Genomic DNA, 15202 nt, shown 5'->3' with positions numbered 1-15202 from the left:
GCCGCGGCGATCTGGCACAACCACAAGACCGGACAGCCGGTCATGCGATCCCTGATCGCCTACGACCACTAATCACATCGGAATGACTCGTCTAGATCAAACGCCCTCTCAGGGCCATGGCCGCAGGCGCCAGCAGCGGTGCTGAGGCGGCATGTAAAGAGGCGTGGAGGTGCCCTGCGTGTTGTGAATGGGCCATGACCCGGGGCTCCGCAGGGGGCTGTCTGCCGGGGAGAGTGGGTTGAGGGTCGCCGCCGCGGTCGGCGCGGCGGCGACCGCGGCGCCACAGCGCCTCCCCACCGGTGGTCGGCACGGCAGCCGTCTTACTTGGGGGGTGCGCAGGGCAAGGACGGCTATGTAGTCGTGGCCGTCGCTGGGGTGGTGAGTGACCAGCGTGTGCACGAAGTCCTGCAGGGGCTGTCCGTCCGGCTGTGGTGGCATCCCTACTGGAGCGGGCCGGGCCGCATGCCGGCCGCCCGGGTCGAGCTGCGCCACCAGGTCCGCACCTGGCAGGAGCAGCGGTGAACCGGCGCTCGGAGTCGAGCGCCGTGAGGCGGCCGGCCACCGGGGTTTCCGGGGCGAGGCGGCCGACGCCGGCGCCGCCTGCCCCAGGCCTGGCAGCGACTCGCGCTGGTACTGGCTCACGGTGCGTCGACGAGTTGGTACGACGGCACGCACCGTGCGCGCTCGGGGACACCGTTCATGGCGGCGGGCTGGCCGTCCCGTCTCGGCGGCGGCCGGCTCCCAGGCTCCGTCGACTGAACTCTCGGCAGCTTCTTCGTCGACCGGGTAACTGTCCTTACCGTCTTCGGCAGGACGGCCCTGACTGACCACCTGAAGGGCCTGATCCACCCCCCGCGCAGCCACCGTCCGGTCCCGGATACGAGGACCCGCCGACCCAGCGCCGATCCCCGTTCGTACGACGCCGAGCAGGGATCAGCACCGGGTCGGCGGGCCGGTGCCTCACACCTCGCCGCGCACCATCGCGATCAGCCGGTCCAGCACGGCGGCGTCGGCGCGGACGCCGTCGTGGGCATGGGTGTTGGTGATCCACGGCCGCAGACCACGGGCCACTGCCCGCGGTCTCCAGGGGCTGCTTGCGGTCGACGAACATGTCGTCGAAGTACACGGCCGCCGCCACCGGGACACTGTTGCCCGCGAGCCGGTTCAGGTCGTACAGGGCGGGCCAGTCGGCGCGCGCGGCCAGCAGATGCGCGGCCTCGCGCAGCGTTACGAGCGCCGGGTCCTCCTCGAACTGCCAGGGGTTCCAGGCGCACTTTTCCGCGCGGGCGGGCACAGACCGCCAAGCTCCTGATCACGCGCCCCACCAGCGAAATCATGGTGGGGCTGCGCATCCACGGCGGCGGTCCGGCCAGCCCGGAGCATCGGGATTCCTGAGGCTCAGCCCCGGAAGAATGCGCTTTTCCGCCCCGGTCCCAGACCGCAGGATGGCTGCGAGCCGGTCCCCCCAGCCGGTGTCGAGGGAGGAACTGTGTCGTCAGCCATCGAAGCGGGTCTGCTGCCCCTCCCGAGGTCCGTCCGGAGGGGCTGGCCGTCGGCGGGATCCTGCTCACCGAACTGGCGCAGCGCTTCGGCACACCCCTGTTCGTCTACGACGAGGAACACCTGCGCCGGCGCTGCCGGGAGGCGGTCGCCACGTTCGGCCGGGGCCACGTGGCCTACGCCTCCAAGGCCTTTCTGTGCACGGCCATGGCGCGGCTGGCCCACGAGGAGGGCCTCCTGCTCGACGTCGCCTCCGGCGGCGAGCTACGGGTGGCCCTGCACGCGGGCGTGCCCGCCGACCGGATCGTGCTGCACGGCAACAACAAGGACGAGGCGGAGCTGCGCACCGCGCTCCTGGCCGGGGTACGGCATGTGGTGGTCGACAGCTTCGACGAGATGGAGCGGATCGAGCGCCTGCACGCCGAGGAGCACCTGCCCGCGGCCCGGGTCCAGCTCCGGGTGGCGCCCGGTGTCGCCGCGGGCGCCCATGAGGCAATCCGGACCGGGGGCCACGACTCCAAGTTCGGCTTCGGCATCTCCGACGGAGCCGCCGCGGCCGCCGTGGGCAGGGCTCTCGGGTCTCCCGCGATGATCCTGGAAGGCGTCCACGCTCACGTGGGCTCCCAGGTGCTGGACGCGGTGGAGCTCGCGCGGGGAGCCGCGGCCGTCGCCCGGTTCGCGGTGGAGGTACGGGCACACCGGCTCACCGTCGGAGGCGGGCTCGGAGTCGCGTACGAAGCCGGTCAGGTCGCGCCGTCGTTCGCGGACTGGGCCGCGCGGATGCGGGACGCGGTGCGCGGCTCGGGCTGGAGCGGTGAGGTGACCGTCGAGCCGGGGCGTTCCATCGCCGCCCGGGCGGGGATCACCCTGTACCGGGTGGGCACGATCAAGCGGATCGAGGGCGTGCGGACGTATGTCGGCGTCGACGGCGGGATGAGTGACAACCTCCGCCCCGCCCTTTACGGCAGCCGGTACGAGGCGTTTCTGCCGCGCTGCCCACGAGCGCCGCGACCGCTGCGCGCCCGCGTGGTCGGCAAGCACTGCGAGAGCGGTGACGTGATCATCGACGATGCCGCGCTGCCCGCCGACCTGCGTGTGACGGACGTGCTGGCCACGCCCGTCACCGGCGCCTACGGCTACGCCATGGCCTCCAACTACAACAAGCTGCCACGTCCCGCCGTTGTCTTCGTGGCCGACGGCCGTGCCCGCGTCGTGGTCCGGCGCGAGACCGACGAGGATCTGCTGCGCCTGGACGTCTCCGAAGCGGCCGACGCGGCGGTGGCGCCGTCCCTCGGCATGATGCGGTCCGGTACCGGGGACCCGGTGCGGGCGCAGACCGCCGGGGCGGCCTAGCCTGGCCCGATGCTCAACAGCGCCCGTCTGCACGTTCTGCTGGAGATCGCCCGCAGGGGCACCATCGTGGCCGCCTCCCAGGCGCTGCACCTGAGTCCGTCGGCGATCTCGCACCAGCTCGCGCGGCTGGAGCAGGAACTCGGGGTGGCGCTGGTGGAGCGGGCTCCGCAAAGCCTGCGGCTGACGGCCGCGGGAGCGAGGCTCGCCGAGCACGCCCAGGCGATCGCGGATCTGATGGCCGTCGCGCAGGACGATCTGCGGGCGCACTCCGAGGGCGAGGCGGGGCTGCTGCGGCTCGGCTTCTTCGCCTCCTCGGGCCTGGACCTGCTGCCGCGGACGCTGTCGGCCTTCGCGGCCCAGCGACCGCAGGTCGAGCTGGAGCTGATCATGGGCCAGCCGCACGAGCTGGTGCCCGACCTGGAGGCGGGCCGGCTGGACGCCGCGGTGGTCTTCGAGCACCCGCTCGACCCCTGGTGCCGCCAGGCCGCCGTGGAGGTGGAGATGTTCTTCGAGGAGCCGCAGATGGTGGTGGTGCCGCTGCGGCACCGCTTGGGCCGGCGCACCGCGGTCCGGCTGGCCGAGCTGGAGGGCGAGAGCTGGATCGGCACCCGCGGCGGCGACACCGGCGAGCCGGTCCTGGAACGCGCGTGCGCGGCCGAGGGATTCCGCCCCCGGGTGCGCTGCCGCAGCGACCACTACCAGGTCACCGTCAACCTGGCCCGGGCGGGGATGGGAATCGCGCTGGTCCCGGCCCTCGGCCTCGGCGACACCGCGGGGGTGCATGTCTGCCGGCTGGACCATCCCCAGCTGCACCGGCGGATCGGCGTCGCCACCCGGGGCACGAACCGCAATCCACTGCTGCGGGACTTCCTCGTGGAACTGCGGTCCGCCGCCGCCGAGGTGCGGTCGCTGCTGGAGATGCAGTGGTCGTGACCGCGACCATGCCGGCACAAGCGTAGGCGCTCACCGCGCCGGCCACGCCGCCGGCCCGGCGGAGTGCGCGATCCCGGCGCGGTCGGCGTGGGCGTGGCCCCAGCCGGTCCGCCCTGGCGGGGGGACCGGCTGCGGCGTGCGGCACATGGCGTGCCGGGCAGCCACTATCACGCGCGGGCGCGGCTGCGGTGGGCACAGTCCGCGAGGGCACGGCCCACCTCCCGGATGGCGTGCACCGCGGCCCGCTCGGTGCTGGGCCCCAGGTCCGTGTCCCAGTGCGCCACCACCGCGTACGCCAGCCGGCGTGTCCCGATGAACACGCCCGCGTCGGCGCGCACCCCGGCGTCGGTGCCGGTCTTGTTGGCCACGAGGAGCCCACCGGGCAGCGGCTCCGGGAATCCCGGGGCGTACGGGTCGTGCCCGACCAGCGCGGGGACCAGGCCGTGGTCGGTGTTGGCGCGCATCCAGCCCAGCAGGCGCGCGGAGGCGTCCGGCGAGCCCATGGTGCCGCGTACCGCGTGCGTCACCAGCCGCGCCAGGTCACGGGCGGTACCGGTGGCGAACACCGGCGGCACATCCGGGCCGCGTACGTCGCGGACGACGTCGTGCAGAGCCAGGTGGTCGAGCCCGAGCCGTCCGGCCAGCCGTGCGGTGGACTCGCGCCCCACCAGCCGGAGCAGCGCGTTGGTGGCGGTGTTGTCGCTGACCGAGGCGGTCAGCCAGGCCAGGTCCTCGATGGTCCAGCCGCCGCGGCCCAGCCGGCGCAGCAGCCCGGTACCGCCCGCCACGTCCTCGTCGCGGATCTCGACGGGCCGGCCGGCATCCAGCTCACCGGTGTCCAGACTGCGGGACACCTCGGCCAGCAGCAGTAGTTTCGAGGCGGAGGCGACGGGCAGCACGGTGTCGTCGTCGACGCCCACCGTCCGGCCGCCATCCACGTCGACGGCGGCCACGGACAACGTGAGCGGCAGCGCGGCCGAACGGCGCGCCGCCGCGGCCACCTGGGCCAGACTCATCGGACTCTCACCACCTCTCCCGCCCTCACCGCGGTCGGGCGGCCGCCGCGTACGGCCGTCCGCCCCGCCACCACGACGGTGCCGACGCCCTCCGGGACCTCCAGCGGCCTGTCGAAGGTGGCGCCGTCGCGGACGGTGGCCGGATCGAGCACCACCAGGTCGGCGATCGCACCGTCGCGGACCACACCGCGCCCGGTGAGTCCGAACCGCCGGGCGGGCAGTCCGGTCATCTTGTGCACCGCGGTCTCCAGCGGCAGGAGCCCCTGGTCGCGCCCGTAGTGTCCGAGGACCCGGGGGAAGCTGCCCGCCCAACGGGGGTGCGGGCGGCCCGGTTTGGGTACGCCGTCCGAGCCGATCATCGACAGGGGGCTGGCGAGCACCCGGCGGACGTCGTCCTCGCGCATGGAGTGGCTGATGATGGTCACCTCGCCCTGCTCGGCCAGCAGCAGGTCGCACACGTAGTCCACCGGGTCGACGCCGCGCTCGGCGGCCAGCTCGGCGATGCGACGGCCCTCGGCCTCGGGGTGTGTCTGGGCGGCGGCCACCGCGATGAGGTCCCAGCCCCCGTTCCCCACCGTGTTCTCCCAGCCCTCGACACCGCCGCCGATGTCCGCCCGGATGCGGTCGCGCACCTCGCTCCGGCGCAGCCGTTCCAGCAGGGCACCCACGCCGCCCTCGCTGGTCCACGGAGGCAGCATCGCGTGCAGGACGGTGCTGCCCGCAGTGTAGGGGTACACGTCGCAGAGCACGTCGACGCCCTCGGCGCGTGCGCGTTCCAGCCGGGGCAGGGTGCGCAGGGTGGCTCCCCAGGCGTGGCGGCCCGCGGTCTTGTGGTGGGAGATCTGCAGGGGTGCGCCCGAGCGCACCGCGATCTCCAGGGCCTCCTCCAGGGCGGTCTCCACCTGTGACATCTCGTCACGCAGGTGGGTCACGTACGGCTTGCCGTGGTGTGCGGCGACGCGGGCCAGCGCGACGATCTCCTCCGTGTCGGCGTAGGTGCCGGGCGGGTAGATCAGCCCGGTGGACAGGCCCGCCGCGCCCTGGCTCAACGCCTGGTCGAGCAGTCGGCACATGGTCTCCAGCTCACCGGGCTTTGGCGGGCGGGCCTCGAAGCCCATCACTCCGGCGCGGAGCGTGCCATGGCCGACCAGTGAGGCGAGGTGGGTCCGGCGCAGGTCCGGGTCCTGCCCGGCGGCGAAGGCCTCGAAGTCCACGGCCGGCTGGATTGGGCCGAGACCGAAGGTGACGCGCAGGTGCTCGGCGAGTTCCGGCAGCCGCTCGGGCAGTGAGGGGAACAGGCTGGTGCCGCAGTTTCCGCAGATCTCGGTGGTGACGCCTTGGAGCAGCGACGCCAGGCGCAGATCCTCGACCGCCTCAGCGGCGTCCGCGCCTGCGTCCGCGTCGTGGGGTGCGGCGAGGGCGTCGGAGTGCGTGTGTACGTCGATGAACCCGGGTGTGACGACCTGCCCTTCGGCGTCCACGACCTCGGCCGCGTCGGCCGGAGCGCCCGGGGGAAGCACGGTGATCCTTCCGCCCGTCACCGCGATGTCCGCCTCGCGGGCGGGGGCGCCGGTGCCGTCGACGAGTGTGCCGCCGCGGAACAGCAGGTCCATGGGGCGGCCCATCACAGCACCGTGGACAGAAAGGCCCGCGTGCGCTCGTGCCGCGGGTCGGTGAACAGCTCGTCCGGGCGTCCGGCCTCGACGACGGCTCCCTCGTCCATGAACAGGACGCGGTCGGCCACCTCGCGGGCGAAGCCCATCTCATGGGTGACCACGATCATCGTCATCCCGCTGCGGGCCAGGTCGCGCATGACGCCCAGGACCTCGCCGACGAGTTCGGGGTCGAGCGCGGAGGTGGGTTCGTCGAAGAGCATCAGCGTCGGCTCCATGGCCAGGGCGCGGGCGACCGCCACCCGCTGCTGCTGCCCGCCGGACAGCTGGCCGGGGTAGTGGCCGGCGCGGTCCGCGAGACCGACGCGGTCCAGCAGCTCACGGGCCTGCTGCTCGGCCTGGGCGCGGTTCCGGCCCTTGACCGCGAGCGGACCCTCCATCACGTTCTGCACCGCGGTGCGGTGCGGGAAAAGGTGAAAGCGCTGGAAGACCATGCCGATCCGCTCGCGCTGCCGCTGGATGTCGCGTGCGCGGCGTTCGCGCAGGGTGCGGCCGGAGGTGCCGTGCTGCTCGTAGCCGACGAGTTCGCCATTCACCCAGACGCGTCCCGCGTCGATCCGTTCGAGGTGGTTGAAGCAGCGCAGCAGGGTCGACTTGCCGGACCCGGACGGTCCGATGACGCACAGCACCTCGCCGGCGCGGACGTCGAGGTCGATGCCCTTCAGCACCTCGGTGTCGCCGAACCGCTTGCGGACCCCGCGGGCCCTGAGGACCACGTCGTTCACGATGCCGTCTCCTTGGTGACACGCCCGGGTACGAGGTTGGCCAGGACCCTGCGGCGCAGTGGCGGGGCGGCGCCGGGGCTGAACCGGCGCTCTACGGCGTGCTGGGCGACGCTGGCGATGGTGGTGAGCACCAAGTACCAGATGGACGCCACCACCAGCAGCGCGATGACCTCGAAGTTGGCGAGGTACAGGTGCTGGGAGACGGTCATCAGGTCGGCGCCGGCGATGACCGAGACCAGCGAGGTGGTCTTGAGCATGGAGATGAACTGGTTGCCGAACGGCGGGATGATGACCCTCATCGCCTGTGGCAGGACGATACGGGTGAGGATCTTGCGGTGGGACATGCCGAGGGAGGCACCCGCCTCCCGTTGCCCGGGGTCCACGCTCTGGATGCCGGCCCGCACGATCTCCGCCATGTAGGCGCCCTCGTTGATGGACAGGCCCAGCAGCGCGGCCACGAATCCGGTGATGACCTGGTTGGACTGCCAGCTGACGAGCTTCGGCCCGTCGAACGGCACACCGATGCTGATCTCGGGGAACAGCAGGGCCAGGTTGAACCAGAAGATCAGCTGTACGAGCAGCGGTGTGCCGCGGAAGAACCAGGTGTAGGCGCCGGCGGTGAGGCGCAGCACCGGGCTGTCGGAGAGCTGCATCACCGCGGTGACGACCCCGATGGCGATGCCCACGGCCTGCGAGATGAGGGTGAGTTGGACCGTCACCCACAGACCCTCAAGGATCACGCTGTCGAACTGGTACTTGGCTATGACGTCCCAGTGCAGGTTCGGGTTGACGATGACGGTGTAGGCGAGCCACACCGCGAAGAGGACGGCGCCAAGGACGGCGAACCAGCGCCCCGGGCGGGGACGGCCGGTCACCTCCAGGGACAGGTCGTCCTCCTGGGGCGTCGGGCCGGAGGCGGCGGGTGCCGGTGCCCTGCTGGGCGCGGGTGCCTTGCCGGGTGCCGAATCGGTTGGGCCGTGGCGGGTCATGTCCGTGCTCACTTCGGGACTCACTGCCCGCCGTTGAGGGTGGCCCGGGGGACGGCGCTGTCGGCGACGCCCCAGGTCCCCAGGATCTTCCGGTACTCGCCGTTGTCGATCAGGTCCTGAAGGGCCTTCTGGACGGCGTCGCGCAGACCGCTCCGGTTCTTCGCCACGGCGATGCCCCAGGGAGCGGCGCCATACTGTGTCGGCAGCACCTGGTACGCGTTGCCCTTCTGCGCGAACATCTGGGCCACCGGATAGTCGACGATGGTCGCCACGGCACGTCCGCTGTCCAGTTGAAGCAGTCCGGTCGGTGCGTCCTCGCTCTGCGAGATCCGCATCTTGTCCTTGCACTTCGCGTTCTGCTGCTCGCCGATGTCCAGGTTCGAGCTTCCCTTGGCGAGGACGACGGCCTTGCCGCACAGGTCCGCAAGAGTCTTGACGCCCTCCGGATTGCCCTTCTTCGTCATGACGACGCCGCCGGTGCGGAAGTAGTCGACGAAGTCCACCGCGTGGCGGCGCTGGGCGCTGTCGGTCATGGAGGACATGGCCAGGTCGAAGCGTCCGGACTGCAGACCGGGGATCAGGCCGTCGAAGGCCGCGTTGGTGAGCTGGAGCCTGAGTCCCAGCTTCTTGGCGATCGCCCCGGCCAGGTCGGGGTCGACGCCGGTGAGTTCGGTGGTGCCCGGCTTGTACATCTCCATCGGCGGATAGCCGACCGCGGTGGCGACACGGAGCACACCGCTCTTCTTGTACTGCGCGGGCAGCAGGTCGGCGGCGGTCTTGCCGGCGGCGGTCTTCGGCTCGCTGCCGGACGGGGTGCTGCCCTGGTCGGAACGTCCGCAGGACGTGGCCGCGAGGGCGACCAGGGCCATTGCGGCCAGACAGCGCAGAGGACGGGGGCGTCTCATGGGGTTCTCCCTCACGCGGTGACGGTGCGCCGATGCTGGCAGCCGCCTGTCGGTGAATGGAAGATGATGAAGCTATTCACGGCTGAGCATCGAAATTGGTACTGCTCACGGTGCCGAGGGGCGGGGCGCCAGTCAGTCAGGCGTCGAGAGATCCCCTGCGATTGAACTGATTGTTTAAAGCAATCTGTTGACTTCCATGTGTGGTTGTTCCATCCTCGTCTCATGCCGTTGACTCCTGAGCCCTGCGGGGAAGGTGCCCGTCCCCCCGACAAGCGACGGGGGAGTTCGACGACGTCGCGCCAGGTCTGGACGCAGATAACGCCGACTTCGCCCGAACCCGGATCGCGGCCCACCTCACCGCCGCCCGCACCGCGTTGGCCGAAGCCACCAGCATGCTGAGCAGCGGCGCCACACGTGCGGAATGCGACGAGCAGCGCGTTCTCGCCGCCCCACAACGCAGCCCACAGGCGACCTCGACCGCTCCCGGCCAGTCCTCCCCGGCTCCGGCCGACTCCCCCACCCCCGCACCGCCGAACCCGGGACGAAGGCGCTGACGCGACGACCGCCCTGACATCACATCTGCTCCGGACAACAGCCGACCGACCAGCCCGAGCCATCCCGCCCAACCCCGAAGACTGCGAATACACCAGCGCTGACCGGCCCCACCCATGCCATGGCCCTGCGCACGACGGCCACCACCTTCGACTCCCAGCGCGGCAAAGCCTGGTGAAGAGCACCTGTCCGAAGGTGCCGCATTCCCCACCAAATGGCGATCAGTACCGTTGTCGACTGGGCATACGGGCAGGATCGCGTACTATGCGGTCGCAACGCCCAGGAAGCGCAACACCGCCAGGACGCGGCGGTGGTCGGCGTCGGCCTTGGGCAGGTCGAGCTTGGTGAAGATGCTGTTGATGTGCTTGGCGACAGCGCTCTCGCTCACCACCAGCTCGGCGGCGACGCCGGAGTTGGACCGGCCGCCCGCCATCAGCTCCAGCACCTCCCGCTCGCGCGGTGTAAGCCGGTCGAGTGGATCGCTGTGCCGGCGCACCAGCAGCTGCGCGACGACCTGCGGGTCGAGCGCGGTGCCGCCGGCCGCCACCCGGCGTACCGCCTCGGCGAACTCCTGGACGTCGGCGACGCGTTGCTTGAGCAGATAGCCGACGCCCGAGGTGTTGGCGGCGAGCAGATCGGCGGCGTACCGCTCCTCCACGTACTGCGACAGCAGGAGCACGGCGGTACGCGGGTACTGGCGGCGGATCACCAGCGCGGCGCGTACTCCCTCGTCGGTGAAGCCGGGCGGCATGCGCACGTCGACCACGGCGATGTCGGGCCGGTGCTCCTCGACGGCTGCCAGCAGCCCTTCTGCGTCGGCGACTTGCGCGCACATCTCGAAGCCGGCCGCCTCCAGCACCTTGACCACGCCGATGCGCAGCAAGAGGGAATCCTCGGCGATCACGGCGCGCATGGCAGCTCCACGGTGATGACGGTCGGGCCCCCGGCGGGGCTGCGGCAGGAGAACGTGCCGTCGACGGACGCGACGCGCTTGGCGAGCCCGGCGAGCCCGGTGCCGCCGGCCGCCGCGAGATCCGCGCCGCCCGCTCCGTCGTCCGCGACGACCACCAGCAGTGTCTCCGCGATCCGCTCCACGGTCACGTCCGCCCGGGTCGCCTGGGCGTGTTTGACCACGTTCGTCAGGGCTTCGGAGACCACGAAGTACGCGACGGCCTCGACCGTGGGTGAGGGGCGCTGCGGCAGGTCCACCGCCACGCGCACCGGGATCGGGAGGCGGGCGGCGACCCCGGACAGCGCGGCGTCGAGGCCGCGGTCCTCAAGGACGGCCGGATGCAGGCCGCGCACCAGGTTGTTCAGCTCGGCGATCGCCTCCTTCGCCTCGCGGTGCGCCTCGTCGATCACCTTGCGGGCATCCGCCGGCAGGTCGCCGAGGGTGGCCCTGGCCAGGCCCAGGTTGACGGCGAGTGAGACGAGGCGCTGCTGCGCGCCGTCGTGCAGGTCGCGCTCGATCCGCCGCCGCTCGGCGTCGGCGGCGTCGAGCACGCCGGCCCGGCTCTCGGCGAGGTCGGCGACCCGGCGGGCCAGCTTCTCCGTGCGGCTGGGGCCGAGCAGGACCTCGGCCGCCCGGGTCTCCAGCCGCACCAGAGCGCCGGTCAGCCGGGGCCCGAGGAACAGCAGGGCGAGGCCGCCGGCGGTGATGTACGCGGCCTGCGTGGTGTACCCGAGGTCGGTGACCCGCCACTGCGGGGGCAGCGCCCAGATCCACACGTAGATGGAGGCGGCCACGAGAGCGGCGGCCCAGACGGCGAGGACGGCGAGGTCCAGGACGGCGAGCAGCGGACCCGCCACGGCGTGGTAGCAGACCTGCCGCCACAAGGCCCGGCCGGTCAGCCGGCGCACCGCCGACTTCCAGTTGCGTCCCGGCCCGGGTACGGCGGGGCGCGGGAGGTCCTTGCCGACGAGCGCCCGGTAGCGCCGCCGCTGCCCGACGGTCAGCAGGGGTGTCACCACGAGCGTGAGCAGCACGGGCAGCGGAGTCACGGCCACCGCGCCGGGCGCGCGCACCAACGCCGCCATCGTGCCGAGCAGCCAGAGCCACAGTGGCACCACGGCGAGGTGGAGCGGCAGGCCGGCGGCGACGAGCGCGGTCCGGTGTCCCGCCCTGCGGAACGGCCGGCCCAGCACCAGCTGCAGCCACGTCGTGAGTTGCATGCGTCAAACGGTAAAGCCGCAGGCCATCCCCGTGCCATGACGCTCCCGCCCGGTTCGGGGGTGCACTTATCTCCACCCCGGGTCGGAACCCTGCGTGACTGACGGCGCCCTGGTGTGCGGCGGAGGGTGGAGCACGTGAAGGGGAGAGCCGGCGGGGAGCGGGGGAAGACGATGCGTCAACTGGCCTTGTGCGATGAGGAAATGGCCGGTGCCGAGGGCTTCGACCGCGCCGAGGTCATCCCGCTCCACGAAGAGGCGGAGGAGCCGCGCCCGGCGCGGGGCATGCGGCGGGCCGGGTGGCTGCTGGTCGCCTGCGGGCTCGCCCTGCTGCCGTGGCTGTACGTGCTAGCCACCGGCCTGCCGGCCACCGCGACCGCGGCGCACTGGCCGGTCGCCTGGGTCGGGCTCGACGCGCTGGAGGCGCTCGGCCTGATCGCCACCGGCCTCCTCGCCGCCCGCGGCGACCGGCGGCACGCCCTGGCAGCCGCCGCGACCGCGACGCTGCTTGTGGTGGACGCCTGGTTCGACACCACGACCGCGGCCCCGGGCGGCGACTTCGCCACCGCGGTCGCCATGGCGCTCGGCGCCGAGCTGCCGCTCGCCGCGCTGTGCGGCCGGCTGGCGCTGCGGACGCTGAGCCGGCCCGCGTGACGCCGACCGCCCGACTGCATACCACGGACCGAATCGATCCACCGGAGAACACCATGCACCGCATCACCACCGCCCCCATCGCCCCGATCCCGGCCCGGACCCGCTGGGCGGTCGCCGCCGGCGCGGGCGCCGCGTTGGCCGCCGCCTGGTGGCTGGGCGACACAGCGCCCTATCCGTACGCCCAACGCGGCCTGCTCGACGTGCCGTTGCCGTTCCTGACCGCCGGCCGGATGGACGCCGTACTGCGGCCGCGACCGGGGGAGCGGATGCTGGAGATCGGCCCGGGGACCGGCCTGCAGTCGCTGCACGTCGCCCCGCAGCTCGGGCCGGAGGGACGGCTCGATGTGCTCGACCTCCAGCAGGAGATGCTCGACCACGTGATGTGCCGCGCCGAGCGCGACGGCCTGGCGACGATCAGGCCCACCCGCTCGGACGCACGTGAACTGCCCTACGCCGACGGGACATTCGACGCCATATACGCCGTGACCGCGCTCGGCGAGATCCCCGAGCCGGATCGGGTACTGCGCGAGGCGGCACGGGTGCTGGCACCAGGCGGGCGGCTGGTGATCGGCGAGTTCTTCGACCGGCACTGGATCCCCTTCGGCCGGCTGCACCGGCTCGCCGACGCCGCCGGCCTCCACCTGACCGAGCGCCGCGGCCCAAGCCCGGCATACCTCGCCCGCTTCCGACCCTGCAGAGCCGACGCGCCAGGCCACCAGAGCGAGCGCCTCGCCCACAGCGACCGGGACACCAACGACGGGCAAGCGTGAGCACCGCACGCAGGCACCGCGATCAGCGAGCTGAACAACCTGGCGCGCGGTTAGGCCGCTCCAAGAGGCGAGCGGGCTCCGCCCCAACCGCGTTCAGCCACGAAAACCGCGGCGCCCCCACAAGGTGGGAGGGGAGTCCTGTGGCTTCTGCTGCGTGAATCCGGTCTCCGATCGTGCTGGGTCGATCAGCTCGGCGTGCGCGACCACGTCTGTCTTCAGTCCGGGCGGAAGCGGCGGCCCGGCTGACCGAGGCGCTTGGAGACCCGTTGCCGCGTTGTGGCCGTTAGCCTGTCGGTATGTCAGAGCGTGTCATGCCCGGTCGCGCGGACGGCCTGATCACCCTGGGTGCCGCGGACGCTCTGTGGGTTGATCTGACGGCCGACAGTGCTGTGCCGACGGCTTCTGGGGCATGCACCTGCTCTCCTGCCCGTGCCCGGCTGGGGTACGTCCTGCTCGGCGGTCATGTGGTGGCGACGGTGAGGGCGAGCGCCGGTCAGTGGAGTGTTTTGGAGGCCCGGGTGCGCTGGGCGGCCTCGGAACTGAACGCGGTAAGGATGGATCGGCAGGACCTGGTCCGCATCGGTCCGTTTCGCGGGGCGCCGAGACGGGAGGGCAACGAGGAAACGCCGCAGCGTTGGCGCCAGCGCATCACGTGGGAACTGCAGGAGCTGGGCGGCCCCGAGCGGGCAGCACGACGTGAAGGCGGCCGGGCGTACCATCTGGCGGGGATCGACTGGCGGCAGATACTCGTGGAGCAGACCCGTACCGGGACGCAGCGGACGTGGTGGCTGCCGCGTGCTGTGGTCAGGTTGCTGGATGCGGCCGAGCACGCCGAAACGCAGTGGGTGCAAGCCGCGCGGACCCGCCAGGCAGGCGCAGCCGTCACCGAGCCGCCCTCCCACCCCCGGCAGGCCCGAGACGCCGGCGGTCGGCAGACGATGAGCCCCGAGGGCCCTGCCGCCTCACCGCGCCCGTACAACAAGGAGCTGGAAGGCCAGCTGTACTCGGTGCTCAGCAGGAAGCCCGGTACCTCCCGCAGGGTGGCTGGGTGGGCGTGCGCCGTCTGCCGCACTGCGCCCGCCGCAGTCCTCGACCACTGCCACGAACACGGCTACGTCCGTGCCCCCGTCTGCCAGTCCTGCAACACACAGGAACGCCCCGACCACCTGTACAGCAACGACATCCGCGTGGCGAACCGCTACACACGCCTCTTTGACACCGACACCGACCACTGGCTCCGCCACTGGCACCGCTGCCCCGGCTGCCGCGCACGCACCACCCTGCCCCTGCCGCACCTCGCCGCATGGACCGCCCACATAGCCTGCCGATCGCTGCGCCCGACCCACCGCGCCCCCCGCGGACGCAAGCCCTGCGGTGTCCTGCGCGTGTCCTGGACAGGCAGTCAGAACGCGCCCCGTTCCTGCCTGCTCACCATTGCCGTCGACTTCTGTCCTTCCGGTGAACACCGTGTCCTGGCGCGAGTCCCCTACCGCGAAGCCGTCGAGCGGTTTCGTGCCTGGTTGGCCGAGACAGCCCCTGCCGTGGCCGCCGCGGCCGGCCCCGACCGCCTGGACGGCCTCCCCGCCCAATTCCGGCCCGTCATCGCGGACACCAGCGGCGAGGGCCTGGCGCTGTTCTGAGCGAACGCGGGACATTCGACACCAACGTCAACCCACGCCCGCCCGGCGCCGGTTCGCAGCCCACCCGGCGCCCACGAAACCCGCCGCCTCCTTCACCAACGCCACAAGCAGCCCCACATCTCCAATATCCCCAGGACCCGTCGCGCCAGGAGTTCGGCGCGGACGACGTACCGGCCCTGGTCCACCGTCGCGGCCGCTACGTCATGGTCTGAATCATCCACTCGCCGGCTCCGGTGCCGATTGACGTCCTTGGCTAATGGCAATAGCCTCTGGGCTATGGTTGCTAAGAGGTCGCTGACGCCGGCCGCCGTGGTCGATGTGGC

The 15202-nt window shown here is 72.1% G+C and carries 13 protein-coding genes and 1 pseudogene; 6 read left to right on the top strand and 8 right to left on the bottom strand.

All coding sequences use genetic code 11. From position 1 onward, the window contains the following. Positions 1-378 precede the first annotated feature (378 nt). The gene (locus ACWEK3_RS40770; protein WP_453252101.1) at positions 379-522 is read left to right on the top strand and encodes a hypothetical protein; all 144 of its coding nucleotides are present in this window, start codon (positions 379-381) and stop codon (positions 520-522) included. 438 nt (positions 523-960) lie between these two features. Here the strand turns inward: ACWEK3_RS40770 and ACWEK3_RS40765 are convergent. Beyond that, positions 961-1264: pseudogene (locus ACWEK3_RS40765) on the bottom strand (alpha/beta hydrolase); the annotation flags it as partial. A gap of 281 nt (positions 1265-1545) precedes the next feature. Here ACWEK3_RS40765 and lysA point away from each other — a divergent pair. Both lysA and ACWEK3_RS40755 read left to right on the top strand, forming a co-directional pair. Beyond that, positions 1546-2853: a diaminopimelate decarboxylase gene (lysA, locus tag ACWEK3_RS40760; protein ID WP_453252102.1), complete on the top strand. Its 1308-nt coding sequence runs from the start codon at positions 1546-1548 to the stop codon at positions 2851-2853. Positions 2854-2862: 9 nt separating this feature from the next. Further along, positions 2863-3786: a LysR family transcriptional regulator gene (locus ACWEK3_RS40755; RefSeq protein ID WP_453252100.1), complete on the top strand. Its 924-nt coding sequence runs from the start codon at positions 2863-2865 to the stop codon at positions 3784-3786. Between the two features lie 167 nt (positions 3787-3953). On the opposite strand, the gene ACWEK3_RS40750 is transcribed toward ACWEK3_RS40755, so the two are convergent. The 7 genes from ACWEK3_RS40750 to ACWEK3_RS40720 all read right to left on the bottom strand — a co-directional run bounded on the left by ACWEK3_RS40750 (position 3954) and on the right by ACWEK3_RS40720 (position 11818). Further along, positions 3954-4802, bottom strand: coding sequence for a serine hydrolase (locus ACWEK3_RS40750; RefSeq protein WP_361423202.1), 849 nt, complete (start codon positions 4800-4802; stop codon positions 3954-3956). Beyond that, positions 4799-6427 carry an N-acyl-D-amino-acid deacylase family protein gene (locus tag ACWEK3_RS40745; protein ID WP_453252099.1) on the bottom strand — a complete coding sequence of 543 codons (1629 nt, stop codon included), beginning with the start codon at positions 6425-6427 and terminating at the stop codon, positions 4799-4801. Before ACWEK3_RS40745 ends, ACWEK3_RS40750 begins: the two co-directional genes overlap by 4 nt. Then, on the bottom strand, positions 6427-7200 hold the full coding sequence (locus ACWEK3_RS40740; protein WP_453252098.1) for an amino acid ABC transporter ATP-binding protein: 774 nt from the start codon (positions 7198-7200) through the stop codon (positions 6427-6429). Before ACWEK3_RS40740 ends, ACWEK3_RS40745 begins: the two co-directional genes overlap by 1 nt. Further along, positions 7197-8201, bottom strand: coding sequence for an amino acid ABC transporter permease (locus tag ACWEK3_RS40735; protein WP_453252097.1), 1005 nt, complete (start codon positions 8199-8201; stop codon positions 7197-7199). Before ACWEK3_RS40735 ends, ACWEK3_RS40740 begins: the two co-directional genes overlap by 4 nt. Before the next feature lie 8 nt (positions 8202-8209). Then, the gene (locus ACWEK3_RS40730; RefSeq protein ID WP_453252096.1) at positions 8210-9094 is read right to left on the bottom strand and encodes an ABC transporter substrate-binding protein; all 885 of its coding nucleotides are present in this window, start codon (positions 9092-9094) and stop codon (positions 8210-8212) included. An 814-nt stretch (positions 9095-9908) separates the two neighbouring features. Continuing rightward, complete coding sequence (locus tag ACWEK3_RS40725; protein ID WP_453252095.1) at positions 9909-10559, bottom strand: response regulator transcription factor; 651 nt, start codon at positions 10557-10559, stop codon at positions 9909-9911. Next, the gene (locus ACWEK3_RS40720; protein ID WP_453252094.1) at positions 10547-11818 is read right to left on the bottom strand and encodes a histidine kinase; all 1272 of its coding nucleotides are present in this window, start codon (positions 11816-11818) and stop codon (positions 10547-10549) included. The genes ACWEK3_RS40725 and ACWEK3_RS40720 overlap by 13 nt, the downstream gene beginning before the upstream one ends. Positions 11819-11953: 135 nt before the next feature. Between ACWEK3_RS40720 and ACWEK3_RS40715 the strand changes: the two genes are divergently transcribed. The 3 genes from ACWEK3_RS40715 (at position 11954) to ACWEK3_RS40705 (ending at position 14879) form a co-directional block, all read left to right on the top strand. After that, entirely contained in the window at positions 11954-12469 is a 516-nt protein-coding gene (locus tag ACWEK3_RS40715; protein ID WP_453252093.1) for a hypothetical protein, read from the top strand. A 53-nt stretch (positions 12470-12522) separates the two neighbouring features. Continuing rightward, the gene (locus tag ACWEK3_RS40710) at positions 12523-13239 is read left to right on the top strand and encodes a class I SAM-dependent methyltransferase (RefSeq protein WP_453252092.1); all 717 of its coding nucleotides are present in this window, start codon (positions 12523-12525) and stop codon (positions 13237-13239) included. A 296-nt stretch (positions 13240-13535) separates the two neighbouring features. Beyond that, positions 13536-14879 (top strand): endonuclease domain-containing protein, encoded by a 1344-nt coding sequence (locus ACWEK3_RS40705; RefSeq protein ID WP_453252091.1) that lies wholly within the window; start codon positions 13536-13538, stop codon positions 14877-14879. The last annotated feature ends 323 nt before the right edge of the window (positions 14880-15202 follow it).

The organism is Streptomyces sp. NPDC004721 (genome assembly GCF_053601495.1).
The sequence above is the reverse complement of the archived record's forward strand: the minus strand, read 5'-3'. Positions and strand labels throughout refer to the sequence as shown.